Annotated in this window: 20 protein-coding genes and 1 tRNA gene; 9 read left to right on the top strand and 12 right to left on the bottom strand. The window is 59.2% G+C overall.

Annotated elements, in window-relative coordinates; translation table 11 throughout:
* Positions 1-95: 95 nt before the first annotated feature.
* From BMS17_RS01225 to BMS17_RS30515, 12 genes are all read right to left on the bottom strand, one after another.
* Positions 96-2051, bottom strand: a complete 1956-nt coding sequence (locus BMS17_RS01225; protein ID WP_077430238.1) for an acetoacetate--CoA ligase — start codon at positions 2049-2051, stop codon at positions 96-98.
* A 132-nt stretch (positions 2052-2183) separates the two neighbouring features.
* Complete coding sequence (gene hbdH, locus BMS17_RS01220) at positions 2184-2957, bottom strand: 3-hydroxybutyrate dehydrogenase (RefSeq protein WP_077430237.1); 774 nt, start codon at positions 2955-2957, stop codon at positions 2184-2186.
* 7 nt (positions 2958-2964) lie between these two features.
* Positions 2965-4356, bottom strand: a complete 1392-nt coding sequence (locus BMS17_RS01215) for a GntP family permease (protein ID WP_046027428.1) — start codon at positions 4354-4356, stop codon at positions 2965-2967.
* Positions 4357-4642: 286 nt separating this feature from the next.
* On the bottom strand, positions 4643-6058 hold the full coding sequence (locus tag BMS17_RS01210; RefSeq protein ID WP_077430236.1) for a sigma-54-dependent Fis family transcriptional regulator: 1416 nt from the start codon (positions 6056-6058) through the stop codon (positions 4643-4645).
* A 147-nt stretch (positions 6059-6205) separates the two neighbouring features.
* On the bottom strand, positions 6206-7780 hold the full coding sequence (locus tag BMS17_RS01205; RefSeq protein ID WP_046027426.1) for an ABC transporter ATP-binding protein: 1575 nt from the start codon (positions 7778-7780) through the stop codon (positions 6206-6208).
* Positions 7781-7794: 14 nt separating this feature from the next.
* A complete protein-coding gene (locus BMS17_RS01200; protein WP_077430235.1) occupies positions 7795-8817 on the bottom strand; it encodes an ABC transporter permease in 1023 nt (340 codons plus the stop codon).
* A complete protein-coding gene (locus BMS17_RS01195; RefSeq protein WP_046027424.1) occupies positions 8817-9878 on the bottom strand; it encodes a microcin C ABC transporter permease YejB in 1062 nt (353 codons plus the stop codon). The genes BMS17_RS01200 and BMS17_RS01195 overlap by 1 nt, the downstream gene beginning before the upstream one ends.
* Positions 9878-11743, bottom strand: coding sequence for an extracellular solute-binding protein (locus BMS17_RS01190; protein WP_077430234.1), 1866 nt, complete (start codon positions 11741-11743; stop codon positions 9878-9880). Before BMS17_RS01190 ends, BMS17_RS01195 begins: the two co-directional genes overlap by 1 nt.
* A 136-nt stretch (positions 11744-11879) precedes the next feature.
* Positions 11880-12161, bottom strand: a complete 282-nt coding sequence (locus BMS17_RS01185) for a peptidylprolyl isomerase (protein ID WP_046027422.1) — start codon at positions 12159-12161, stop codon at positions 11880-11882.
* Positions 12162-12251: 90 nt separating this feature from the next.
* Entirely contained in the window at positions 12252-13133 is an 882-nt protein-coding gene (locus BMS17_RS01180; protein ID WP_077430233.1) for a triacylglycerol lipase, read from the bottom strand.
* Between the two features lie 434 nt (positions 13134-13567).
* Positions 13568-14647 (bottom strand): 3-deoxy-7-phosphoheptulonate synthase, encoded by a 1080-nt coding sequence (locus BMS17_RS01175; protein WP_077430232.1) that lies wholly within the window; start codon positions 14645-14647, stop codon positions 13568-13570.
* A 337-nt stretch (positions 14648-14984) separates the two neighbouring features.
* Positions 14985-15113: a hypothetical protein gene (locus BMS17_RS30515; RefSeq protein ID WP_256577122.1), complete on the bottom strand. Its 129-nt coding sequence runs from the start codon at positions 15111-15113 to the stop codon at positions 14985-14987.
* A gap of 162 nt (positions 15114-15275) precedes the next feature.
* On the opposite strand from BMS17_RS30515, the gene BMS17_RS01170 reads away from it, so the two are divergent.
* The 9 genes from BMS17_RS01170 (at position 15276) to BMS17_RS01130 (ending at position 23670) form a co-directional block, all read left to right on the top strand.
* The gene (locus tag BMS17_RS01170) at positions 15276-16034 is read left to right on the top strand and encodes a carbon-nitrogen hydrolase family protein (protein ID WP_046027419.1); all 759 of its coding nucleotides are present in this window, start codon (positions 15276-15278) and stop codon (positions 16032-16034) included.
* Positions 16035-16478, top strand: a complete 444-nt coding sequence (locus BMS17_RS01165) for an N-acetyltransferase (protein ID WP_077430231.1) — start codon at positions 16035-16037, stop codon at positions 16476-16478. It abuts the gene before it with no gap.
* A gap of 127 nt (positions 16479-16605) precedes the next feature.
* A complete protein-coding gene (gene uvrY, locus BMS17_RS01160; RefSeq protein ID WP_008015884.1) occupies positions 16606-17247 on the top strand; it encodes a UvrY/SirA/GacA family response regulator transcription factor in 642 nt (213 codons plus the stop codon).
* Positions 17248-17249: 2 nt separating this feature from the next.
* Positions 17250-19073, top strand: coding sequence for an excinuclease ABC subunit UvrC (gene uvrC / locus BMS17_RS01155; protein WP_046027417.1), 1824 nt, complete (start codon positions 17250-17252; stop codon positions 19071-19073).
* A 32-nt stretch (positions 19074-19105) separates the two neighbouring features.
* Entirely contained in the window at positions 19106-19666 is a 561-nt protein-coding gene (gene pgsA / locus BMS17_RS01150) for a CDP-diacylglycerol--glycerol-3-phosphate 3-phosphatidyltransferase (RefSeq protein WP_046027416.1), read from the top strand.
* Positions 19667-19729: 63 nt separating this feature from the next.
* A tRNA-Gly gene (locus tag BMS17_RS01145) sits at positions 19730-19805 on the top strand.
* A gap of 445 nt (positions 19806-20250) precedes the next feature.
* Positions 20251-22812 carry a nitrite reductase large subunit NirB gene (nirB, locus tag BMS17_RS01140; RefSeq protein ID WP_077430230.1) on the top strand — a complete coding sequence of 854 codons (2562 nt, stop codon included), beginning with the start codon at positions 20251-20253 and terminating at the stop codon, positions 22810-22812.
* Entirely contained in the window at positions 22812-23189 is a 378-nt protein-coding gene (gene nirD / locus BMS17_RS01135) for a nitrite reductase small subunit NirD (protein WP_046027414.1), read from the top strand. The genes nirB and nirD overlap by 1 nt, the downstream gene beginning before the upstream one ends.
* A gap of 40 nt (positions 23190-23229) precedes the next feature.
* On the top strand, positions 23230-23670 hold the full coding sequence (locus BMS17_RS01130; RefSeq protein ID WP_046027413.1) for a CBS domain-containing protein: 441 nt from the start codon (positions 23230-23232) through the stop codon (positions 23668-23670).
* Positions 23671-23892: the final 222 nt, after the last annotated feature.

The following is a 23892-nucleotide window of genomic DNA, read 5'->3' as shown; positions in this document are numbered from 1 at the left end:
ATTGAATGCTTTGCGGGCGCTTTTTGCCATGGAAATCGATGCGCTGTCAGCCCCGCGGGCCAACTGTAATGACGCTGACCCACAGGGAAACATTTTCAATCCTGCAGTTCGGGGCGGTTTCGGAACTGTTCCAGCGCCTCGGGATTGGCCAGTGCATCGGTGTTTTTGACCTTTTGCCCATGCACCACATTGCGTACCGCCAACTCGACGACCTTGCCGCTGATGGTTCGTGGAATATCGGTGACCGCGACGATCTTCGCTGGCACATGCCGCGGCGTGGTGTTGGCGCGGATCATCTGGCAGATCTGCTGCTGCAAGGCTTCATCGAGTTCGACACCGTCGCGCAATCGCACAAACAGCACCACCCGCACGTCTCCCTGCCATTGTTGACCAATGGCCACGCTGTCCAGCACTTGCGGGACTTTTTCCACCTGACGGTAAATCTCCGCCGTACCGATGCGCACGCCGCCAGGGTTAAGCACCGCATCCGAACGGCCATGGATCATCATCGCGCCGTGCGGCAGTTGTTCGGCGTAATCGCCTTGGGCCCAGACACCCGGGAACTGGCTGAAATACGAGGTGTGAAGCTTCTCCTGCTGCGGGTCATTCCAGAAACCGATGGGCATCACCGGAAAGTGCCGGGTGCACACCAATTCACCTTTTTCGCCAATCACAGGCTTGCCGTCGTCGTTCCAGACTTCGACCGCCATGCCCAGGCTTTTGCCCTGAATCTCGCCACGGCATACCGGTTGAAACGGATTGCTGTTCACGAAGCACGAAACGATGTCGGTACCTCCGGACATCGAGGCCAGGCACAGGTCAGTCTTGAAGTCGCGATAGACGTAATCGTAACTCTGCGGTGACAGCGCGGAGCCGGTGCAGAGCAGGGTTTTCAGGCTGCACAGCGCGTGACTTTCGCGCGGTTTGACGCCGTTGCTTTCCAGGGTTGCCAGGTACTTGGGGCTGGTGCCGAAGACGCTGATGCACTCGTCGTCGATCAGGTCGATCAAGCGTTGCGGGTCCGGATGGAAGGGTGAGCCGTCGTACAGGACAACGGCGCTACCCACCGCCAGCGCCGAGACCAGCCAGTTCCACATCATCCAGCCGCAAGTGGTGTAGTAGAACAGACGGTCGCCGGCGCCCAGATCACAATGCAAGCCGTGTTCCTTGACGTGTTGCAGCAGTACGCCACCGGTGCTGTGGACGATGCATTTCGGCACGCCAGTGGTGCCGCTGGAATAGAGGATGTACAGCGGATGAGCGAAGGGTACGGGGACGAAATCCGGTTCACCGCCGACGTCGTAGAAATCCTCCCAGAGCGTGACATTGGCCGGGGTGTGGAAGTCCACGATGTGCGTTTGTGGTTTTGCGTAAGGCACCACGATCAACTGCTGCAACGACGGCAGGCGTTCAAGAATTTCGTTGATTTTGCCGGTCTGGTCGATGTCCTTGCCGGCATAGTGGTAACCGGCGCAGGTGACCAGTACTTTCGGTTCGATCTGGCCGAAACGGTCGATCACGCCCTGGGTGCCAAAATCCGGCGACGAACAGGACCAGATCGCCCCCAGGCTAGTAGTGCCGAGCATGGCCACCAGCGTTTGCCAGGTGTTGGGCATGCACGCCGCTACGCGATCACCGAGGCCGACACCCGCAGCGATCAGGCTGTGTTGGAACCCGGCAACGTGCTCGGCCAGTTCCGCCCACGTCAGGTGTTCGCGCTGGCCATTCTCGCCAATGGCAATCACCGCGATGGCATCGTCGCGACGGCGCAGCAGGTGTTCGGCAAAATTCAGAGTGGCGCCGGGGAACCACTGGGCGCTGGGCATTTGCGTGCCCTCGACCAACACCGCATCCGGCTGGTCGTGAAAATCGATGTCGAAGTAATCGACGATGGCTTGCCAGAAATCTTCGCGATGATCAATGGACCATTGGTGCAGGGCGGGGTAGTCATCGATATGGATGTGGTGTCGCTGACTGATGGAACGCCGAAAGGCGTCCATGCGCGTCTTGGCGATTCGCTCGGCGCTGGGTTGCCAGAGGATGTCGGACATGATTTGCCTCTTCTTCTCTCGTTCCCACGCTCCGCGTGGGAATGCCTCAACGGACGCTCCGCGTTCGGCACTTGGGACGCAGAGCGTCCCGGGCTGCATTCCCACGCAGAGCGTGGGAACGATCAGGGTGGGTTACTGCGCCAACCACCCGCCATCAATATTCCACGCCGCGCCACGTACCTGGCTGCCGGCTTCGCTGCACAAAAACAGCACCAGTTCACCCAGTTGCGGCGGCGTCACGAACTCCAGCGACGGCTGCTTCTCGGCCAGTAAATCATGCTGCGCCTGCTGCGGATCAATTCCGGTCGCGGCGCGGTCATCAATCTGCTTCTGCACCAACGGCGTCAGCACCCATCCCGGGCAAATCGCGTTACAGGTGACGTGGGTCGTCGCGGTTTCCAGGCCGACCACTTTGGTCAAGCCGATCACTCCATGCTTGGCGGCGACGTAGGCAGCCTTGCCCGTCGACCCGACCTGGCCATGCACTGAGGCGATGTTGATTATCCGCCCCCAATTCTTGGCCCGCATGCGCGGCAGGCACAGGCGGGTGCTGTGAAACACCGACGACAGGTTGATCGCGATAATCGAATCCCAGCGTTCCACCGGAAACTCTTCTACCGGCGCCACATGCTGGATGCCCGCGTTGTTGACCAGAATGTCGATGCCACCGAACTCACGGTCGGCATAAGCGACCATGTCGGCAATCTGCGCCGGGTCGCTGACGTCGGCCGGATGATGACCGACCTTGCCGCCGAACTGCTGGACTTCGGCAATCACCTTGGAGGCGTCGCCGAAACCATTGAGCACCACGTTCGCGCCAGCCTTGGCCAGGCTGAGCGCGATGCCCAGGCCGATGCCGCTGGTAGAACCGGTGACCAGCGCGGTTTTGCCTGTAAGAGTCGTCATGAATACCTCACACAATGCCAGTGGCGTAGAAAGTGCCGATGACCACGAAGACCGCCAGGGTCTTGATCAGCGTAATACAGAAAATGTCTTTGTAGGCCTCGCGGTGCGTCAGGCCGGTGACCGCCAGCAACGTGATCACGGCGCCGTTGTGCGGCAAGGTGTCCATGCCACCACTGGCCATCGCGGCCACACGGTGCAGCACTTCCAGCGGAATGTTGGCTGCATGGGCAGCGGCGATGAAGTCATTGGCCATGGCCGCCAGCGCAATGCTCATGCCGCCCGACGCAGAACCGGTGATGCCGGCCAGCAAGGTCACGGTAATCGCTTCATTGACCAGCGGGTTGGGGATGCTCTTGAGCCAGTCGGCCAGCACCAGGAAGCCTGGCAACGAGGCGATCACCGCGCCGAAGCCGTATTCCGAAGCGGTGTTCATCGCCGCGAGCAACGAACCGCTGACTGCACTTCGGCTGCCTTCAGCCAACTTGCCGCGAATCGCCTGGAAGCCGAACACCAGCACCATGATGATGCCGACCAGCAAGGCTGCCTGAACCGCCCAAATCGCGGTGAGCTTGGCGATATCGGTGGTGACCGGCGCCGCCATACCCGGCAGCGCGAGGCTGTGGGTCTTGCCGTACCACTGCGGAATCCACTGGGTAAACAGCAAGTTCATGATGCCGACGGCCAGTAGCGGCGATAGGGCGATCCACGGGTTGGGCAGCTTGATGTCGGCAGCAGTTTCCGGCTCGTTGCGCAGTTCGGTGCCATAACCTTCACCGGCAAGCTGAGCCTTGTTGCGCTGGCGCTGAAGAAACAGCATGCCCGCGCAGAACACGAAGATCGCGCCGATCACACCCAACCACGGCGCCGCCCACGCGGTCGTGTTGAAGAAGGTGCTGGGGATGATGTTCTGTATTTGCGGGGTACCGGGCAGGGCGTCCATGGTGAACGAGAACGCGCCGAGGGCGATGGTTGCCGGGATCAAACGCTTGGGGATGTTGCTCTGGCGGAACATTTCGGCGGCAAACGGATACACCGCGAAGACCACCACAAACAGCGACACGCCGCCGTATGTCAGCAGGGCGCAGACCAGCACAATCACCAGCATCGCCTGGCGCGTGCCGAGCAGGCGAATAGCAGCGGCGACGATGGAGCGCGAGAAGCCGGACAACTCGATCAGTTTGCCGAACACCGCGCCGAGCAGGAACACCGGGAAATACAGCTTGATGAAGCCGACCATTTTCTCCATGAACACCCCGGTAAAGGCTGGGGCGACGGCGGAAGGGTCAGTGAGCAGGACGGCGCCGAGGGCGGCAATCGGGGCAAAAAGGATAACGCTATAGCCACGGTAAGCAGCCAGCATCAACAGCGCGAGCGCTGCCAAGGCAATGATCACACTCATGGTGTGTCTCCTGGATTGTTATTTTTGTAGGGTAGATCTGTTGTGGAAAAGGCCTATAGCGAGATTCGTGCCAGAGGCTAGAGGCCTTGAAATACAAGGGGGTGTGCCGGAAATGGTGCGGGTATCTGGAGGGCTTGTCTCTACATTGAGACTTGTTTGGCAGTGATGGCCTCATCGCGGGCAAGCCCGCTCCCACAGTTTGACGGCGTTCTCCTGAAAAATAGCTGACCCTGTGGGAGCGGGCTTGCCCGCGAAGGTCTGTCTAATAATCGAGATTCATGTCTCTTTATAGAGACTCGTCAATCCCGAGCGCCACCATCTTCTTGTACAACGTCGACCGACCCAACCCCAGCCGCGCCGCAGTTTCAATCACCTTGCCCCCGCATTGCGCGAGTGCGGACTCAATCAACTGCCGGTCAAACCGCTCCCGAGCCTGGCTAAACGTCTCGTGCGCAACCGGCTCAATCATCAGCGGAGCCGCTCGCTCCACCGGCGTGAAGGTGCCAATCGCCGCACGAATCTCGTCGGCATCCAGCAGCAGATCATCACTGAGCAACGCCGCCCGCTCCAGGACGTTGCGCAGTTCTCGAATGTTCCCCGGCCATGCGTGCTGGCCCAACACCTCCAGCGCCTCGCGGTTCAGTTCGTGCTGACTGCGCAGTTCCTCAAGAATCGCTTCGCTGAGTGCCGGCAGGTCATCGAGGCGTTCACGCAGCGGCGGCACGTGGATGGGCAGCACGTTGAGGCGGTAGTACAAATCCGCGCGAAACTCGCCGCGTTTGATCGCGGCCTCAAGGTCCGTGGAGGTCGCGGCAATCACCCGCACATCACTCTGGATCACTTCGTTGGAACCGACCGGCTCGAATTCCTTTTCCTGCAAAACCCGTAGCAATTTGCTTTGCAGCGGCAGCGGCATGTCGCCGATTTCATCGAGAAACAAGGTGCCGCCCTGGGCGATCTGCAATTTTCCGGCGCGGCCCTTGCGGTCGGCACCGGTGAAGGCGCCGGGGGCGGTGCCGAAGAATTCCGCTTCCAGCAACGATTCGGGAATCGCCGCGCTGTTGATGCTGACGAAGGCTTTATGTGCACGCGGCGAAGCACCATGGATCGCCTGCGCCAGCAGTTCCTTGCCGGTGCCGGTTTCTCCGAGCAGCAACACCGGCGAGTCGGCACTGGCGCTGCGCCGGGCCCGGCGTTTGACTTCCAGGCTGGCGGCGCTGGTGCCGATGAAGTGGGCGAAATTGTATTTGGTTTGCCGCGCCCGCAGCAGCGAGCGGGTGGACGCCAGTTCTTCCTGCATGCTCATGTAGCGCTTGAGCATCGGCGACAGGCTGCGCAATTCGTCGAACAGGGCAAAACCGATCGCGCCGATCACCACACCGGCATCGTCATGGATCGGCAGGCGCATGACCACCAGCGGCTCTTTCGGCGTGTCCTGCATGTCCAACAAAATCGGGCGCCCGGTGCGCACCACTTCACGCAAAAGACTGCCGGGGATCACGCTTTCGCAGGCCTTGCCGATGGCGCCTTGCGCCGATTCCAGACCGAAACGCCGGGCGTAACGCTCGTTCATCCACACGATGTTCGCATCGCGGTCGACAATCACCGTGCCTTCACTGGACTGCTCGATGATCTCGAACAGCGAACGGATCGCCAGCAGACGGACCCGTTGGTAATCCTTGAGGCTTTCGGTGGTGTTCATGGGTTTTATATCCAGAAAGTGTGGTGTCTGGGGCGGGCCTCATCGCGGGCAAGCCCGGCTCCCACAGGTCTAACGCCGTACAACCTGTAGGAGCCGAGCTTGCTCGCGATGCGGGCGACGCGGTCTCACTGCCTGTTGAAATGATGCCTACCGCGGATGCGCCGCCGCCAAAAGCTCTTTGGTGTACGGATGCTGCGGCGAATCGAACACATCATGGCTGGCGCCGCTTTCCACCACTTTGCCGTCCTTGATCACAATCATGTCATGGGCCAGGGCTCGCACCACCGCCAGGTCGTGACTGATGAACAGGTACGTCAGGCCATGTTTTTCCTGAAGCTGGCGGAGCAGGGCGACCACTTGTTTTTGTACCGTGCGGTCCAGCGCCGAGGTCGGTTCGTCCAGCAGGATCAGCGCCGGTTTGAGCACCAGCGCCCGGGCAATCGCGATGCGCTGACGTTGGCCGCCGGAAAATTCGTGCGGATAGCGATGGCGACTTTGCGGGTCGAGGCCGACTTCTTCCAGTGCCCGAATCACTTCGGCCTTGCACTGTTCGTCGGTCAACTGGCTGTGTACCTCAAGGCCTTCGCTGATGATCTGTGCCACCGACATGCGTGGGCTGAGGCTGCCATAAGGGTCCTGGAACACCACCTGCATTTTCTTGCGCCATGGTCGCAGTTGTTTTTGCGTCAGGCCATCCAGTGCCTCGCCCTGAAAGCGAATGCTGCCTTGGGAGTCGAGCAAGCGCAGGATTGCCTGGCCGAGTGTCGACTTGCCCGAACCGGACTCACCGACGATGCCCAGCGTCTTGCCGCGCTGAATGTTGAGGCTGATGCCGTCCACGGCATTGAGGTAAGTCTTGCGCTGAAACAAACCACCGCCGAGGGCGAACTGCACGCGCAGGTTGTCCACTTCCAGTACGTTCTCGCGCTCGTCACGGGGCAGGGCTTCACCCTCCGGCTCGGCGTTGAGCAGGATGCGGCTGTAAGGGTGTTTTGGCTCGGTAAAAATCGTTTCGCACGTGGCCTGCTCGACGATTTCCCCGGCCTTCATCACGCAAACACGCTGGGCAATGCTGCGCACCAGGTTGAGGTCATGGCTGATCAGCAGCAGCGACATGCCGAGCCGGTGTTGCAGCGATTTGAGCAGGATCAGAATCTTGCGCTGAACCGTGACGTCCAGCGCCGTGGTCGGTTCGTCGGCGATCAGCAACTCAGGCTCACAGGCCAGGGCCATGGCGATCATCACGCGCTGACGCTGACCACCCGAGAGTTGATGGGGGTAGGCCTTGAGCCGCTCCTTGGGCTTTTGAATGCCGACAAGGTGCAGCAACTCAAGGATCCGCGCTTGCGCCGGTTTACCCGTCAGGCCTTTGTGCAGCAGCAGGGTTTCGCCGATCTGCTTTTCGATGCTGTGCAGCGGATTGAGCGACGTCATCGGCTCCTGGAAAATCATCGCGATCCGGTTGCCGCGCAGTTCCCGCAGCACTTTGGGCGTCGCGCCGAGCAATTCCCTGCCGCGATAACGAATGCTGCCGGTGGACTCGGTGCCGGTTTCGGGCAGCAGTTGCAGGATCGAATGGGCGGTCACCGATTTACCGGACCCCGACTCGCCGACCAGCGCCAGGCATTCACCGGGGCGGATGTCCAGGCACAGCTTGCGCACCACGGTTTCACCACTGAAGGCGACGCTGAGGTCACGGATTTCGATCAGGTTGGTACTCATATCAACAGTCCGCGTCAGGATCTCGGATCGAAAGCATCACGTAATGCCTCGCCGATAAACACCAGTAAAGAAAGAATCAATGCCAGGGTGAAAAACGCCGTCAATCCCAGCCATGGCGCCTGCAGGTTCTGCTTGCCCTGGCCGATCAGCTCGCCCAGCGATGCGCTGCCCGCCGGCATGCCGAAACCAAGGAAATCCAGGGCCGTCAGGGTGGAAATCGCCCCGGTGAGAATGAACGGCAGGTAACTCAGGGTCGCGTTCATCGCGTTGGGCAGAATGTGCCGCACGATCACTTTGCGATCCGTCAGGCCCAACGCCCGGGCGGCTTTGACGTATTCCAGGTTGCGCCCGCGCAGGAACTCGGCGCGCACCACGTCGACCAGTGCCAGCCAGGAAAACAGCGCCATGATCCCCAGCAGCCACCAGAAATTCGGTTCGACGAACCCCGAGAGAATGATCAGCAGGTACAGCACCGGCAACCCGGACCAGACTTCCAGCAAGCGCTGGCCGATCAAGTCGACCCAGCCGCCGTAATACCCTTGAAGCGCCCCGGCGGCAATGCCGATCAGGGCGCTGACAAAGGTCAGCATCAACGCAAACAGGATTGACACTCGGGCGCCGAAAATCACCCGGGCCAATACGTCCCGGGCCTGATCGTCGGTGCCCAGCCAGTTCACATCCGAGGGTGGGCTCGGCGCGGGTTTGTTGAGGTCGTAATTGGGTGTGTCGTCACTGAACGGGATCGGCGGGAACAGCATCCAGCCGCCATCCTGTTTGATCAGCTTTTGCACATAGTCGCTGCGGTAATCCGCCTGGAACGGCAATTGCCCACCGAACGCCTGCTCGGTGTGGCGTTTGAACACCGGGAAATACCATTGCCCCTGATAGCTGACCACCAGCGGTTTGTCGTTGGCGATCAACTCGCCACCCAGCGTCAGCATAAAAAGACCGATGAACAACCACAGCGACCACCAGCCCCGGCGGTTTTTCTTGAAGCGCTCAAAACGGCGTCGACCCAACGGCGAGAGCTTGAACATCAGGCATTCCTCGCGGCGAAGTCGATACGCGGGTCGACCAGGGTGTAGCAGAGGTCGCCGACGAGTTTTATCAAGAGCCCGAACAAGGTGAAGATAAACAGCGAACCGAACACCACCGGATAGTCTCGGGAGACCGCGGCTTCATAACTCATGCGGCCCAGGCCATCGAGTGAGAAAATCACTTCGATCAGCAAGGAACCGGCGAAAAACACACTGATGAATGCCTGCGGAATGCCCGACACCACCAGCAACATCGCATTGCGGAACACATGCCCGTACAGCACCCGGCGCTCGCTCATGCCTTTGGCGCGGGCAGTGATCACGTACTGGCGGGTGATTTCATTGAGGAACGAGTTCTTGGTGAGGATGGTCAGCGTGGCAAACCCGCCAATGACCAGCGATGTGACTGGCAACACCAGGTGCCAAAAGTAGTCGGCGACTTTGCCCACGGTTGATAGCGACTCGAAATTGTCCGAGACCAGCCCGCGCACCGGGAACCAGTTCAGCGAAGTGCCTCCGGCAAACACCACGATCAGGAACATGGCGAACAGGAACGCCGGCATTGCGTAACCGATGATGATCGCGGTGCTGCTCCAGATATCGAAATGGCTGCCGTGGTGCACGGCCTTGCGGATGCCCAGGGGGATCGACACCAGATAAGTGATCAGCGTCGCCCACAGGCCGAGGGAGATGGTCACCGGCATTTTTTCCAGGATCAGGTCAGTGACCGTGGCGCCCCGGAAAAAGCTTTTGCCGAAGTCCAGCCTGGCGTAACTGGTGAGCATCAGCCACAGGCGCTCATGGGCGGGTTTGTCGAAACCGTATTGCTTTTCGATGTCCTTGATCAGTTGCGGGTCGAGCCCGCGACTGGCGCGCGAAGTGCCGGTCATGCGTTCACCGGCGCCGCCGCCGACGGTCGCGCCGCCGATGCCTTGCAGGTGCGCAATCGCCTGTTCCACCGGACCGCCCGGCGCGGCCTGGACGATGATGAAATTGACCAACAGGATGATCACCAGCGTCGGGATGATCAGCAGCAAGCGCCGCAGTGTGTAAGCCCACATCAGTGCGGCCCTCCGGGTCTGCCACGACTGATTTGCTCAGCCGTCATTTGCTGGTTGGTCAGCGCGGTGGTGCTTATTTCCCACCAGCTCTCGATGGCTTCGTCATTGCTCGCCTGCACGTTGGGCCGGCCGAACCGGTTCCACCAGACGGTCGATGTGCCCGGCGGGTAATAGTTGGGAATCCAGTAGTAGTTCCATTGCAGTACCCGGTCGAGTGCGTGGGCGTAGCGCAGCATCTCCGGCTGGGTGGTGGCGCGGACCAGTCCGGTGATCAAGGTATCGACCGCCGGATTCTTCAGCACCATGTAGTTGTTGGCACCGGGGTCGTTGGCCGAGATCGAGCCGAAGTAATTGAACAGCTCGCCGCCGGGTGAGGTGGTGACCGGGTAGCCGGTGACGATCATGTCGTAGTCGCGGCTCATCAGGCGATTCACGTATTGGGACGAATCGATCCGGCGGATGTTCAGGTCGATACCGATCTGTTTCAGGGTGCGCTTATAAGGCAGCAGCAAACGGTCCATGCCGTTCTGGCTGACCAGGAAAGTGAAGCTCAGCGGTTCGCCTTCGGCGTTGACCAGTTGATCGCCATCGGGTTTCCAGCCGGCCTGCCCGAGCAGGTCCAGTGCTTGCAGTTGCTTGTCGCGAATCACACCGCTGCCATCGGTTTTCGGCGCTTCGAAGACCTTGGTGAACACCTCGTCCGGGATCTGTCCGCGCAACGGCTCAAGAATGGCCAGTTCCGCTTTATCCGGCAGTTGCCGCGCAGCCAGGTCGGTGTTGGAAAAGAAACTCTGCTGGCGAATGTACATGTCACGCATCATCTGCCGGTTGCTCCATTCGAAATCCCAGAGCATGACCAGGGCCTGACGCACGCGGCGATCCTGGAACATCGGGTTTTGCAGGTTGAACACAAACCCTTGGGCCGGTTGCGGCGCGTCGGTTGCCAGATGAGCCTTTTGCAGGCGACCGTCGCTCAAGGCCGGGCTGTCGTAGCCGATGGAGTAGCCGGTGGCGGAGAATTCGCGGTTGTAGTCATAAGCACCGCCGCGCAACACCTGGCGCGCCACGTCGGTGTCGCCGAAGTACTCGATGCTGAAATGATCGAAGTTGTACAGGCCACGGCTGACCGGTAAGTCTTTGCCCCACCAATTGGCGTCGCGCTCGAAAGTGATGCTGCGACCGGAATCGACTTTGCTCACTTTATAAGGGCCGCTGCCCAAAGGGGCCTCGTAGCCGCCGCCGTTGGCGAAGTCGCGGCTCTTCCACCAATGCTCGGGAAACACCGGCAGTGTTGCGATGTCGAGGGGCAGGGTGCGGTTTTCATTGCTTTTGAAGTCGAACCGGACGATCTGGGGCGACTCGACTTCCACGCCTTTGACGTCAGCGAATTGGGTGCGATAGCGCAGGCTGCCTTGGGTCATCAACAAGTCGAAGGTGTAGCGCACGTCTTCTGCCGTGATCGGTTTGCCATCGGCAAAGCGGGCCTTGGGGTTGAGATAGAAGCGCAGAAACAGGCCGTCGTCCGAGCGCTCCATCTTTTGTGCGACGAGGCCGTATACGGTGTAAGGCTCATCCAGCGAGCGCTGGGCCAGCGGTGAATAGAGCAAGCCGTCAATTTGCGTCACGCCGATACCCTTGTCGATGTACGGCAGCATATGGTCGAAATGACCGATTTCGATTGCCGAACGTCGCATCGTGCCGCCCTTGGGCGCCTGTGGGTTGGTGTAGGCAAAATGACTGAAGCCGGCGGGATACTTCGCGGGTTCGCCGTACACGGTCAACGCATGTTGCGGTGCAGCATTCACACCGGCGGCCAATAGCAGCGCCACGGCAGTGAACAATAATGTGGGGAAAGCCAGTCGCATTGTCAGCCTTAGAGCCGGAGGATCGAAAAGCACAATTTGTACGCTAGCGGCGCGTCCCTCGCCAGCCTAAAAACGTATCCGAAACAGAACGGCCCGCCAATTGGCGGGCCGTTGCACGTAAAGCCTGGCGGATCGATCAGTCCTGACGACTGGTCACTTCCAGCAGGTGATAACCAAATTGGGTTTTCACCGGGCCTTGTACGACATTGATTGGAGCGCTGAAAACGACGGAGTCGAATTCCTTGACCATCTGGCCTGGACCGAACGAACCCAGGTCGCCGCCCTGACGGCTGGACGGGCAGGTGGAGTTGGCTTTGGCGACTTCGGCGAAATCAGCGCCGCCTTCGATTTGGGCTTTGAGTTCGTTGCACTTGGCTTCCGAGGCAACCAGGATGTGACGGGCAGTGGCTTTGGCCATGGGAAATACTCCTTTCAATAATCTGCGTACAGTAAAGTGCGCAGACTACCGGATTCAGTGCTCCATTTCTTGTCAAAAGTTCCGTACGGTTCAAAGGCCGGCGTTTCTCAGGCGCTCGGCATGTTGGACATACAATGCCGCAGGGTCGATGCCTTTGCGACCAGGACTGGCGGTGTGACCCAGGCTGCTCAAATGATCCAGGGAATAGTCGGAGCGGATCACTTTTCCCAAATGTGAACTGTAGCGGCCGACCATGCCGTCATTTTGCTCCGCTTCCGTAGTGAAGTATTGGGAGAAGGCGCGGAGGAACCCGTGCAACGGATCGAGCGCATCCAGTCCCTCATCGAGCCTGTTTCCCTGCAACGTTCCGCTCCAGGAGTAATACCGCACGCCGTTGACCAGTTCGCGCCCTTTGCCGCCCCAGGTCTTCGGCAACCCTTGAGGAAACTTGTCGTTGAAAGCGCCGACGCCTTCAGTGGTCAGAGCATTAAGCGCAGCGACAGCGTTTTGTGGCAGGTGCACGTTGCCGCTGAGTAACGACACAAAATCGGCGAACAGCGTCGCAATCGTTGCTGCGACATGTTCCGGCAGCCGCCCTGGCGTCAGCGCCTTGCGCAGGAAGTCGGCCAGTTCCGAGCCATGGTTCGGTCCACTGACCGAGGTGACCGAAGCAATCATATGGGGGGCTATTGCCGCCGCATAGCGTGCCGCCAATGCCCCTTGGCTGTGGCCGATCAAGTTGACCCTGCTGGCGCCGGTTCCTTCCAGGACCCGATTGATCTGTGCCAAGAGTTGGTCACCACGTGCTTCGTTGCTATGGGTAGCCGAGAGGTGAGGGATGAACACCCTGGCCCCCGCACTTCGCAGGGATTGCTTGACGTTATGGAAGAGTTCGTTTGTGCCGATCCGATCAAAGCCGAAGAGCCCATGGACCAGCAGAATTGGGTACTGGGTGGTTGCGTTCCGTAGCATGTTGATTCCTTTTTCGCCGTCGTTCAGAGGTGAGCAGATGGGCTCACTCTAAAGCACCCCAACGGTTCTGCGATGTATGAAGAATCCGCTGTAAGCTGATGAAAAAGGTATAGAAAAAGTAGGAAAGTTCGAATGTGGTTGAGGTCTTGTTCGGAATATTTCGACATCTATTTATCTGTAACAACGCGTTGTTCCGCGATGGCCTACTCAGGAAACACCTTTACCTGTCGGTAATGTCCCTGTTTATGCCATAACGCAATCTGTAGCAGCTGGCGAAGCCTGCGTCGGCCGGTCCGCGCTCGGGCGCAGCAGTCGTGAAATCAGACGATGCGGTGTTTCAGGTAGACCGCAAACTCAGGTTTACGACTGCTGCGCCCGAGCGCGGACCGGCCGACGCAGGCTTCGCCAGCTGCTACAGAAAGTGCGTTAGCCGTCTATTGATTGCCGCGCTGCGCTCGTAGCCGGTCGGCGGCCTGACGCAACAACTGTTCCGTGCCTTCCCAACCAAGACAGCCATCGGTGACCGAGACGCCATAGCGCAGCGATGGACTCAGGGGTTGGCAGCCTTCGAACAAATGGCTCTCGATCATCATGCCGATCAGCGACCGGTCGCCTTGCAGGCGTTGCTCGAGCACATCGTTGAACACCGCAGGTTGCCGCGCCGGGTCTTTTCCGCTGTTGGCATGGCTGCAATCGACCATGATTCGCGCCGGGATCTTGAGCCGGGTCAAATCGCGGTTCACCTGGGTGACGCTGTCGCGATCGTAGTTTGGCCCATGGTGTCCGCCGCGCAATACGAGGTGAGTGTCGGGGTTGCCGGGCGTCTGGATGATCGCGGGATGTCCCTGGCTATCGACGCCGAAATGGCGGTGCGGATGCGCAGCGGAGCGCATGGCGTCGCTGGCAACGGCCACGCCGCCGTCGGTGCCGTTCTTGAACCCGACGGGCATGCTCAGGCCGCTGGCCATTTCTCGATGGATCTGCGATTCAGTGGTGCGGGCACCAATCGCCACCCAGCTCAGCAAGTCGTCAAAGTAGCCGGCTGCCATGGGTTGCAGCAGTTCGGTTGCAATCGGCAAGCCGAGACGAAGCATTTCACGCATCAGTTCACGCGACAGCGTCAAACCGCCGGCCATGTCATCACTGCCATCGAGATGCGGGTCATAGGCCAGGCCTTTCCAGCCGACCGTGGTGCGAGGTTTTTCGACGTAGGCGCGCATCACCAGCAGCATTTCATCGCTGACATCGGTGGCGAGTCGGGCAAGATTGGCCGCGTATTCGAGGGCGGACTGCGGGTCATGGATCGAGCAAGGACCGACGATCACCAGCAAACGGGAATCTTCACCGTTGAGAATCGCGCGGACCGCATCGCGGTGGGCAGCGACTTGCCGGGTCAGGGCATTGCTGAGGGGCAATTGCTGTTTGAGTTGCAACGAGTTGGGCAGACGCAGGGTCAGCGCTTCGTTGGCAGGGCTCAAGGTGGACAGCGGCAGAGCAGAGACGGACGAGTTCATATTCAGGCTTCCTGGGCTGGCGGCGGGTTCGTTCCCGCGCGCTCGGCCCTACTGGGGTGTTCGACAATTGGCCGGATTGGCTTCGTGTGTGTGCTTGCCACCTGTAGGTGACCGATCGGAGGCGGCAGGCTGTCCCGAGCGGAGGCTGCTAAATCGCCAGGCGGAAAAACTGTCGTAACGGTAATAAGTGGCGTAGTTCATGTCGTGAATCCTCAAATTGTCTGTTGTGCTGCAAAAATGTTCGGGGCTGAAAAAACAAAACCCCCGGTCGGGAGGCCGACCGGGGGTTTGGAAAACTCTGGCGGCGACCCGTTTCAAAGTTGGCGCCGTGTGGGTATCAGGCGCGCCAGTGGCTAAACCAATACCCAAAATAAAAGCTGACCGAAGCACAGACGTCATTCACTCGCGCAGCCGCCACCGAGCGCAGGGCGCTGGTCGTTGCAAGCTGTGAGAGGGTGTTGAACATGGTCTGTCTCCGAAGAATGTGCCTGAGCTTACTAGAGGCCGGTGCGCGGTTTCAATCAGAAAATGCTATCGCTCACCGGCAGCGGTTTCTATCGCTTGAGCACGGGCCGCTTTATGACACACTTGGTTTTTTGCCCGCCCTCTAACGTCGCAAGGATGAAGCATGACGCCATTGACCATTGCCGCCGCACAATCGATTTCCGTCGCGGGTGATCTCGCCGCCAACATTGTTTGGCATCAACGTTTCATGCAGGTTGCCGCGGAGCAGGGCGTTCAGTTGCTGGTCTTTCCGGAACTGTCATTGACCGGCTATGAGCGGGGGTTGGCGGCCGATCTTGCGGTTGTACCTGATGCGAAAGAGCTGCAGCCATTGCGCGATTTCGCCCGCGAAGTCGGTGTGACCAGTGTCGTCGGAATGCCGATTCGACTGTCGGACGATTCGCCGGTCCTGATTGGTGCGCTGGTTTTGGGCGCTGATGGTTCGCTTGGGGTTTACAGCAAACAGCATCTGCACCCCGGCGAGGAAGTAGCGTTTGCGCCAGGCAATGGCGGATCGATGCTGAACATTGGTGGCGATACCGTCGCGTTGGCGGTGTGTGCGGATTTTTCTCACGCCAGTCACGCTGCCGCTGCTGCGCAGCAGGGTGCCGACCTTTATGCCGCCGGTGTGCTGATCACTGAAAGCGGCTATGCCCCGGACTCGGCGCTCCTGAAAGGCTACGCCGGCACTCATTCAATGACGGTGCTGATGGCAAACCATGGCGGTGCGACCGGAGGCTGGGAGTCAGCCGGACGCAGCGCAATCTGGGCGCCGGACGGTTCACTCATCGTGGCGGCGAGCAGTACCGGGAGCGTGATGGTGGTGGCTCGCCGTGATGCAGGCGGCTGGAAGGGCAGTGTCGTAGACGTTTCGGAGGCTTGAATGGCGTTCCAATGGCGTGCGGTCTTATCCGCGGATCTCGACTTCGCGCGTACGCTCACCTGCACCAACATGCTGCGCTATTACATTCAGTACGATCTGCTTTGGCTGGATGAAGCGTTTGATGTCGCTTGGGCGGGGCGTGAGAATCGCTTGATTGTGCGCGATGATGCCGTGCTGGGTTTTGTCAGCCTGAGTCGCGATGCGAGGGCCTTGTACATCCGCGAATTGCAGGTCCTTGAAGCGTTCCAGGGGCAGGGCGCGGGGGCCTGGGCAATCGATCAGGTATTCGATATTGCAGGCGAGGAACGACGCCCGGCCTTGCGCTTGACCGTTTTTGAAAATAATCCGGCAAAAGAACTTTACGAGAGAAAAGGCCTGAAGGTGGTCGGTCAAGACGAGTGTTTCCTGAGAATGCAGCGGGATGTCGGCGGACTTCATCGCTGAAACACGCTGGCGACAAGCCTTTCATGACGTATTGATACTTTTTATATGACGCTTGCCGCTAGGTCTGCCCATTGCTTTTTGCTAAGGTGTCCGGCAACCCAATAAGACCATTTCGCGAGGTGTCTGCTTGATTAGGGTGCTAGTAGTCGATGACCATGATCTCGTTCGTACAGGCATTACACGAATGCTGGCTGACATCGATGGCCTGCAAGTGGTCGGCCAGGCTGAGTCAGGGGAAGAATCCCTGCTGAAAGCGCGTGAGCTGAAACCCGATGTGGTCTTGATGGACGTCAAGATGCCCGGCATTGGCGGTCTTGAAGCCACGCGCAAACTGTTGCGCAGTCATCCGGATATCAAAGTCGTCGCAGTCACCGTCTGTGAGGAAGATCCGTTTCCTACACGGTTGTTGCAGGCCGGTGCCGCAGGTTATCTGACCAAGGGTGCCGGGTTGCCGGAAATGGTCCAGGCCATTCGCCTGGTGTTTGCTGGCCAACGCTATATCAGCCCGCAAATTGCCCAGCAATTGGCGATCAAATCTTTCCAGCCGACCAATGATTCGCCCTTTGACGCATTGTCCGAGCGCGAAATCCAGATCGCGCTGATGATTGTCGGCTGTCAGAAGGTACAGATCATTTCCGACAAGCTTTGCCTGTCGCCCAAAACGGTCAACACCTACCGTTACCGCATTTTCGAGAAGCTTTCGATCAGCAGTGATGTGGAGTTGACGCTGTTGGCGGTTCGTCACGGCATGGTCGATGCCAGCCTCTGACAATGACTGAAGTCTTCGATCCCAGCGCCTTTCTGTCGACGGTCAGTGGGCGTCCCGGTGTGTATCGCATGTTCGACAGCGATGCGCGCCTGTTGTATGTCGGCAAAGCCAAGAACCTGAAAAATCGCCTGTCGAGCTACTTCCGAAAATCCGGTCTGGCGCCCAAGACCGCAGCGCTGGTGGCGCGCATCGCCCAGGTCGAAACCACCATCACCGCCAATGAAACTGAAGCCCTGCTGCTTGAGCAGACGCTGATCAAGGAATGGCGGCCGCCGTATAACATCCTGCTGCGCGATGACAAATCGTACCCTTACGTCTTTCTTTCGGATGGCCAGTTCCCTCGCTTGAGCATCCATCGCGGTGCGAAAAAAGCCAAGGGCAAGTATTTTGGTCCGTACCCGAGCGCCGGAGCGATTCGTGAAAGCCTGAGTCTTTTGCAAAAGACCTTCTTTGTCCGTCAGTGCGAAGACAGCTATTTCAAAAACCGCACGCGTCCTTGCCTGCAATACCAGATCAAACGTTGCAAGGCGCCGTGCGTAGGGCTGGTGGAGCCTGAGGTGTACGCCGAAGACGTTCGCCACTCGGTGATGTTCCTTGAAGGCCGCAGCAATGCGCTGACTGACGAATTGTCCGCGGGCATGGAAGAGGCGGCGATCAACCTTGAGTTCGAGCGGGCCGCCGAGTTGCGCGACCAGATATCGTTGCTGCGTCGGGTTCAGGACCAGCAAAGCATGGAAGGCGGCACCGGCGATATCGATGTGATCGCGGCGTTCGTAAACCCAGGTGGTGCTTGCGTCCACCTGATCAGCGTTCGCGGCGGCCGGGTACTGGGCAGCAAGAACTTTTTCCCGCAAACCGGTATCGACGAAGACGTATCCGAAGTCATGGCTGCCTTTCTCGGCCAATACTTCATCACCAGCCCCGAGCGCGACTTGCCGAGTGAATTGATCGTCAACGTGGTTCATGAAGATTTCCCGACGCTGATCGAAGCCATCGAAGCGCTGCGCGGTCGCGAACTGACCATCAGCCATCGGGTGCGTGGCACACGAGCACGCTGGCAGCAATTGGCGGTCACCAATGCCGAGCAGGCATTGGGCGCACGCCTGGCTAACCGTCAGCATGTCGCCGAACGTTTCGATGCCTTGGCCGAGGTATTGAAGCTGGACGAACCGCCGCAGCGTCTGGAGTGCTACGACATCAGCCATTCCAGTGGTGAAGCCACCGTGGCGTCTTGCGTGGTGTTTGGTCCGGAAGGTCCGATCAAGTCGGACTATCGCCGCTACAACATCGAAGGCGTGACGGCAGGTGATGACTATGCCGCGATGCATCAGGCCTTGACCCGTCGCTTCAGCAAGCTGAAGGACGGGGAGGGCAAGCTGCCGGACATATTGTTAGTGGACGGTGGCAAAGGCCAGCTGTCGATGGCCCGTGATGTACTCAATGAACTGGCGGTGCCGGACCTGATCCTGTTGGGCGTGGCCAAAGGGGCGACGCGCAAGGCCGGTTTCGAAACCCTGTACCTCAACGATGCGGCCCACGAATTCACCTTGCGCGGCGATTCCCCCGCGCTGCATTTGATCCAGCAAATACGTGACGAAGCTCACCGATTCGCCATTACCGGGCACCGCGCCCGTCGTGGGAAAACCCGCCGCACGTCCACGCTTGAGGGCGTTGCCGGTGTCGGACCAACTAGACGTCGCGATTTATTGAAACATTTTGGTGGATTGCAGGAGCTGTCTCGTGCCAGCATCGAAGAGATCGCCAAAGCACCCGGGATCAGTAAAAAGCTCGCAGAGTTGATTTATGCAAATCTGCACAGCGAGTAGAATGCCAACTCACCTCGTAGCCAGTTGTGCCGATGAATATCCCTAATCTGATTACCGTTCTACGCGTCCTGCTCATCCCGATCTTCATTTTACTGTTCTACCTGCCTTACCAATGGAGCTACGTGGCTTCCGCCTCGGTGTTCGCATTTGCCGCCGCCACAGACTGGCTGGACGGTTATCTGGCTCGACGCCTGGAACAAAGCACTCCGTTCGGGGCGTTCCTTGATCCCGTGGCTGACAAGCTGATGGTCGCCGTCGCGCTGGTCTTGTTGGTGCAGGAACACGGCAACCTGTGGCTCACGCTGCCGGCCGCCGTGATCATCGGTCGTGAGATTGTCGTCTCGGCCTTGCGCGAATGGATGGCTGAACTCGGCGCCCGCGCGCATGTCGCGGTGTCGAACCTGGGTAAATGGAAAACCGCCGCGCAGATGCTTGCGCTGGTGATCCTGCTGGCCAATCCGTCAGATTTTTCCTTCTGGGTCTTGATCGGTTATGCCTTGTTGATGGTATCCGCGGGCCTGACATTGTGGTCGATGGTCCAGTACTTGCGGGCTGCCTGGCCGCATCTGAAGACTGACGTTGAAAAGAAATAAAACTTTTTTGAATCAAGGGGTTGACGGGGCTTCTGATTTCTATAGAATGCGCCACACCAAGACGCGGGAATAGCTCAGTTGGTAGAGCACGACCTTGCCAAGGTCGGGGTCGCGAGTTCGAGTCTCGTTTCCCGCTCCAAGATTCACAAAAACGCCACTCAATAGAGTGGCGTTTTTGTTTGTGCGTTTTTTGTCGTCCTGCCGGCTGGTTCTTCGGGTTGAAGGACTGATGTCGGCCCCTTCCGTGCACTTTTATAAAGCCGTAGCGCCTGTCGCTGCACTATGCGAAGGCAAGTACCGGATGTATATCGGTGCTCATTGAGCGGCTTTAAGCCTGAAAAGCAGGCCTGAAGCACCCTGCGCGAAAAGTGGCACAAACGCTGCAAGACACCCTGCAGGCCCACCGTGAATACAGTCGAGTGGGCAGCCCCCTCGGTCAACGACGATCGAATCGCGGGCAACATCGGTGGATCAGGCATAGACGTCTGGTATCAACACCGCAAAAGAACAGGCAAAGACGCCTGGAACCGAAAGGTTTCAGGCGTTTTTTTTTGCTTTTTGAATCGTCTAGCCGGGTGCTTCTTATGAATTCCAATGTTGCCGCGTTGAACAAATTGCAAACGCTGATCGTGATTGGCAATGGCATGGTCGGACACCATTGTGTTGAACAGTTGATCGAGCGGGGTGCGCTTGAGCAGTACCGGCTGCACGTCTTCAGTGAGGAGCCGATGCGCGCCTACGACCGCGTGCACCTTTCCGAGTACTTCTCCGGCCGCGATGCCGAGTCGCTGGCCCTCGGTGACGCCTCGCTGTACCAGACGCCGGGTGTGACGCTGCATCTGGGTGTGCCGGTGCTGGAAATCGACCGCGACCGCCGCCAGGTGATCACCGCGCAAGGGTGTGTTGCTTACGACAAATTGATCCTGGCCACCGGGTCTTATCCATTCGTGCCGCCCATCGAGGGCGCTGAAGGCGATTCGCGCCTGGTGTATCGAACCCTGGAAGACCTCGACGCGATCCGTGCTGCCGCTGTCAATGCGCGACGTGGTGTCGTGGTGGGTGGTGGTCTGTTGGGGCTCGAAGCCGCCAATGCCCTGAAGAGCCTGGGTCTGGAAGCGCATGTTGTTGAGTTCGCCCCGCGCTTGATGCCGGTGCAGTTGGACGAAATGGGTGGGCTTGCACTGAAGTCGCAGATCGAGCGGCTTGGCGTCGGTGTGCACCTGTCGCGCGGCACTCAATCGATCAGCGCGGGCGAGGATTACCGCTATCGCATGAATTTCGCCAACGACGAATTTCTTGAGGCCGACCTGATCGTGTTCTCGGCGGGTATCCGCGCACAAGATGCGCTCGCCCGTCAGTGCATGCTCGACATCGGTCCGCGTGGTGGCGTGGTCATTGATGACGAATGCCTGAGTAGCGACCCGAATATTTACGCGATCGGCGAGTGCGCGTCCTGGAATGGCAGCCTTTTCGGACTGGTCGCCCCGGGCTACCAAATGGCGCGCAGCGTCGCGGCGCGTTTGTGTGACCAAGTAGCTGAGCCGTTCATGGGCGCCGACATGTCGACCAAGCTCAAGTTGCTGGGTGTTGATGTCGGCTCCATCGGCGACGCTCACGGCAACACACCCGGCGCGCGCAGCTATCAGTTCATCGACGAAACCACGGCCAGCTACCGTCGATTGGTCGTGGATGCTTCGGGCAAGCACGTACTCGGTGCCGTGTTGGTCGGTGATAACAGCTATTACGACACGCTGCTGCAATACATGCAGAACGCCATTGCCTTGCCGGCGGAACCCGCCAGCCTGATTCTGCCGTCGTCCGAAGGGGCGCCGACCCTGGGGCCGGGCGCGTTGCCCGAATCGGCCACCGTCTGTTCTTGCCATAACGTCACTAAGGGTTCCATTTGTTCGGCCATCGACGGTGGCTGCACTGACCTCGGTTTGCTCAAGTCGCAAACCAAAGCGTGCACCGGTTGCGGTGGGTGCGCCGGTTTGCTCAAGCAAGTTTTCGAACATGAGCTGATTGCCCGAGGCGTCAGTGTCGATAAAAGCCTGTGCGAACACTTCGCCTATACGCGTCAGGAGCTGTATGCGCTGGTGCGCGTAGAAGGGGTGATCACTTTCGAAGAGCTGCTGGCCAAGCATGGTCGTGGCCACACGGGTTGCGATGTCTGCAAGCCGGCCGTGGGCTCGATCCTCGCGTCGTGCTGGAACCAGCCGATCATGGACGCCTCGCTGGTGCCGTTGCAGGACACCAACGACACCTTCATGGCCAACATGCAGAAAAACGGCACCTATTCAGTCGTGCCGCGCATTCCCGGTGGCGAAATCACGGCGGACAAATTGATCGCGATTGGGGTGGTGGCGAAAAAATATGACCTCTACACCAAAATCACCGGCGGCCAGCGGATCGACCTGTTCGGTGCTCAATTGCATCAGTTGCCGGATATCTGGGGCGAGCTGATCGAGGCCGGATTCGAGACCGGGCATGCCTATGGCAAATCGACCCGGACGGTGAAGTCCTGTGTCGGCAGTACCTGGTGCCGCTATGGCGTGCAAGACAGCGTAAAAATGGCCCTGATGATCGAGGACCGCTACAAGGGTCTGCGCTCACCACACAAGCTCAAATTCGCGGTATCGGGTTGCACCCGCGAGTGCGCCGAGGCCCAGAGCAAAGACGTGGGCGTGATCGCCACTGAAAAAGGCTGGAACCTCTATATCGCCGGCAACGGCGGTATGCGCCCACGGCATGCCGAGCTGTTCGCCACCGACCTCGACGATGCGACCCTGGTCCGCTACATCGACCGCTTCCTGATGTTCTACATCCGCACCGCCGACAAACTGCAGCGTACCTCGGTGTGGCGCGAAAGCCTGGAGGGCGGCCTCGATTACCTCAAGGACGTGATCATCAACGACAGCCTCGGGCTTGGCGCCGAGCTCGAATCGCAGATGCAACTGGTGGTCGATCGCTACGAATGCGAGTGGGCCAATGCGCTCAAGGACCCGGAAAAAATCAAACGATTCCGTACCTTCGTCAACGATAAACGCCCCGACCCGGATATCCATTTTGTCCAGGAGCGTGGTCAGCGGCGCCCGATCATGGCCGCCGAACTCAACCTTATCCCGGTTACCGAGGAGATTGCATGATGAGCGCACCCACTACCCAACGCATTGATTCCCTGGCCAGCGCCGATGTCTGGCAAACGGTGTGCGAGCACCAGGACCTGGTGAGCAATTCCGGCGTCGTCGTATGGCTCGACGGCGCGCAAGTGGCGCTGTTCTACCTGCCGACGGCACACGGCAAGACCCTGTACGCCATCGACAACCATGATCCGCAGTCCGGGGCGAACGTCATCGGCCGTGGATTGGTCGGCAGCATCAAGGGCGATCTGGTCGTTGCTTCGCCGATCTACAAGCAACATTTCCGTCTGGAGGACGGCAGTTGCCTGGAGTACCCGCAACAGCGTCTGCGTGTCTGGCCAGTGCGGTTGAATGGCGACGTGGTCGAAGTCGGCGTGGCCTGAGGGATATCAACCTGTTTGCGCAACAGTATCGGAGGCATTGATGAAAACAGCCGCACAGCTACTGAAACTGAAAGTCGTACAAAACCAGCACGTGCATAGCATTGCACCTGATCAGATGGTGCTGGACGCGTTGAAGCTGATGTCCGAGAAAAACGTCGGCGCGCTGCCCGTCATCGAAGACGGGCAGGTGGTTGGCGTGATCAGCGAGCGCGACTATGCCCGCAAGGTGGTTTTGCAGGGCCGTTCCTCAGTCGGTACACCTGTGCGCGACATCATGAGCGCCCCGGTCGTGACCGCCGACAGCCAACAGAGTGTGGAGCGTTGCATGACGGTCATGACCGACAGTCATCTGCGCCATCTGCCGGTAGTGGAGGGCGGCGAGTTGATCGGTTTGTTGTCGATCGGTGATCTGGTCAAAGAAGCCATTGTCGAGCAAGCGGAATTGATTCGACAGTTGGAACACTACATTCGCGGGCACTAAACAGACCAGGCGAGGCAGAACAGCAGGGCGCAGCCTCGTCGAAACAGTCAGAGTGCCAGATAAAATTTTTTTGAAATCAAGGGGTTGCCAGTCCTTGGAAATCAGTACATAATTCACGCCATCGAAAGCACTGACCGCTGAAAAAGCTCAATGTTTTCAAGGAGTTAGATCTAGAATCAAATTCCAAGTTTGTACGCGTTTGGTGTTGTGCTACATGACATC

Source organism: Pseudomonas sp. C9 (assembly GCF_002000165.1).
Lineage (GTDB): Bacteria > Pseudomonadota > Gammaproteobacteria > Pseudomonadales > Pseudomonadaceae > Aquipseudomonas.
This window is presented reverse-complemented; position numbering and strand designations above follow the sequence as displayed.

Bases quoted from the DNA above. Each gene is read 5' to 3' on its own strand.
- BMS17_RS01225 (WP_077430238.1), bottom strand. From the start codon at position 2,051: ATGTCCGACATCCTCTGGCAACCCAGCGCCGAGCGAATCGCCAAGACG.
- hbdH (WP_077430237.1), bottom strand. From the start codon at position 2,957: ATGACGACTCTTACAGGCAAAACCGCGCTGGTCACCGGTTCTACCAGC.
- BMS17_RS01215 (WP_046027428.1), bottom strand. From the start codon at position 4,356: ATGAGTGTGATCATTGCCTTGGCAGCGCTCGCGCTGTTGATGCTGGCT.
- BMS17_RS01210 (WP_077430236.1), bottom strand. From the start codon at position 6,058: ATGAACACCACCGAAAGCCTCAAGGATTACCAACGGGTCCGTCTGCTG.
- BMS17_RS01205 (WP_046027426.1), bottom strand. From the start codon at position 7,780: ATGAGTACCAACCTGATCGAAATCCGTGACCTCAGCGTCGCCTTCAGT.
- BMS17_RS01200 (WP_077430235.1), bottom strand. From the start codon at position 8,817: ATGTTCAAGCTCTCGCCGTTGGGTCGACGCCGTTTTGAGCGCTTCAAG.
- BMS17_RS01195 (WP_046027424.1), bottom strand. From the start codon at position 9,878: ATGTGGGCTTACACACTGCGGCGCTTGCTGCTGATCATCCCGACGCTG.
- BMS17_RS01190 (WP_077430234.1), bottom strand. From the start codon at position 11,743: ATGCGACTGGCTTTCCCCACATTATTGTTCACTGCCGTGGCGCTGCTA.
- BMS17_RS01185 (WP_046027422.1), bottom strand. From the start codon at position 12,161: ATGGCCAAAGCCACTGCCCGTCACATCCTGGTTGCCTCGGAAGCCAAG.
- BMS17_RS01180 (WP_077430233.1), bottom strand. From the start codon at position 13,133: ATGCTACGGAACGCAACCACCCAGTACCCAATTCTGCTGGTCCATGGG.
- BMS17_RS01175 (WP_077430232.1), bottom strand. From the start codon at position 14,647: ATGAACTCGTCCGTCTCTGCTCTGCCGCTGTCCACCTTGAGCCCTGCC.
- BMS17_RS30515 (WP_256577122.1), bottom strand. From the start codon at position 15,113: ATGTTCAACACCCTCTCACAGCTTGCAACGACCAGCGCCCTGCGCTCG.
- BMS17_RS01170 (WP_046027419.1), top strand. From the start codon at position 15,276: ATGACGCCATTGACCATTGCCGCCGCACAATCGATTTCCGTCGCGGGT.
- BMS17_RS01165 (WP_077430231.1), top strand. From the start codon at position 16,035: ATGGCGTTCCAATGGCGTGCGGTCTTATCCGCGGATCTCGACTTCGCG.
- uvrC (WP_046027417.1), top strand. From the start codon at position 17,250: ATGACTGAAGTCTTCGATCCCAGCGCCTTTCTGTCGACGGTCAGTGGG.
- pgsA (WP_046027416.1), top strand. From the start codon at position 19,106: ATGAATATCCCTAATCTGATTACCGTTCTACGCGTCCTGCTCATCCCG.
- nirB (WP_077430230.1), top strand. From the start codon at position 20,251: ATGAATTCCAATGTTGCCGCGTTGAACAAATTGCAAACGCTGATCGTG.
- nirD (WP_046027414.1), top strand. From the start codon at position 22,812: ATGAGCGCACCCACTACCCAACGCATTGATTCCCTGGCCAGCGCCGAT.
- BMS17_RS01130 (WP_046027413.1), top strand. From the start codon at position 23,230: ATGAAAACAGCCGCACAGCTACTGAAACTGAAAGTCGTACAAAACCAG.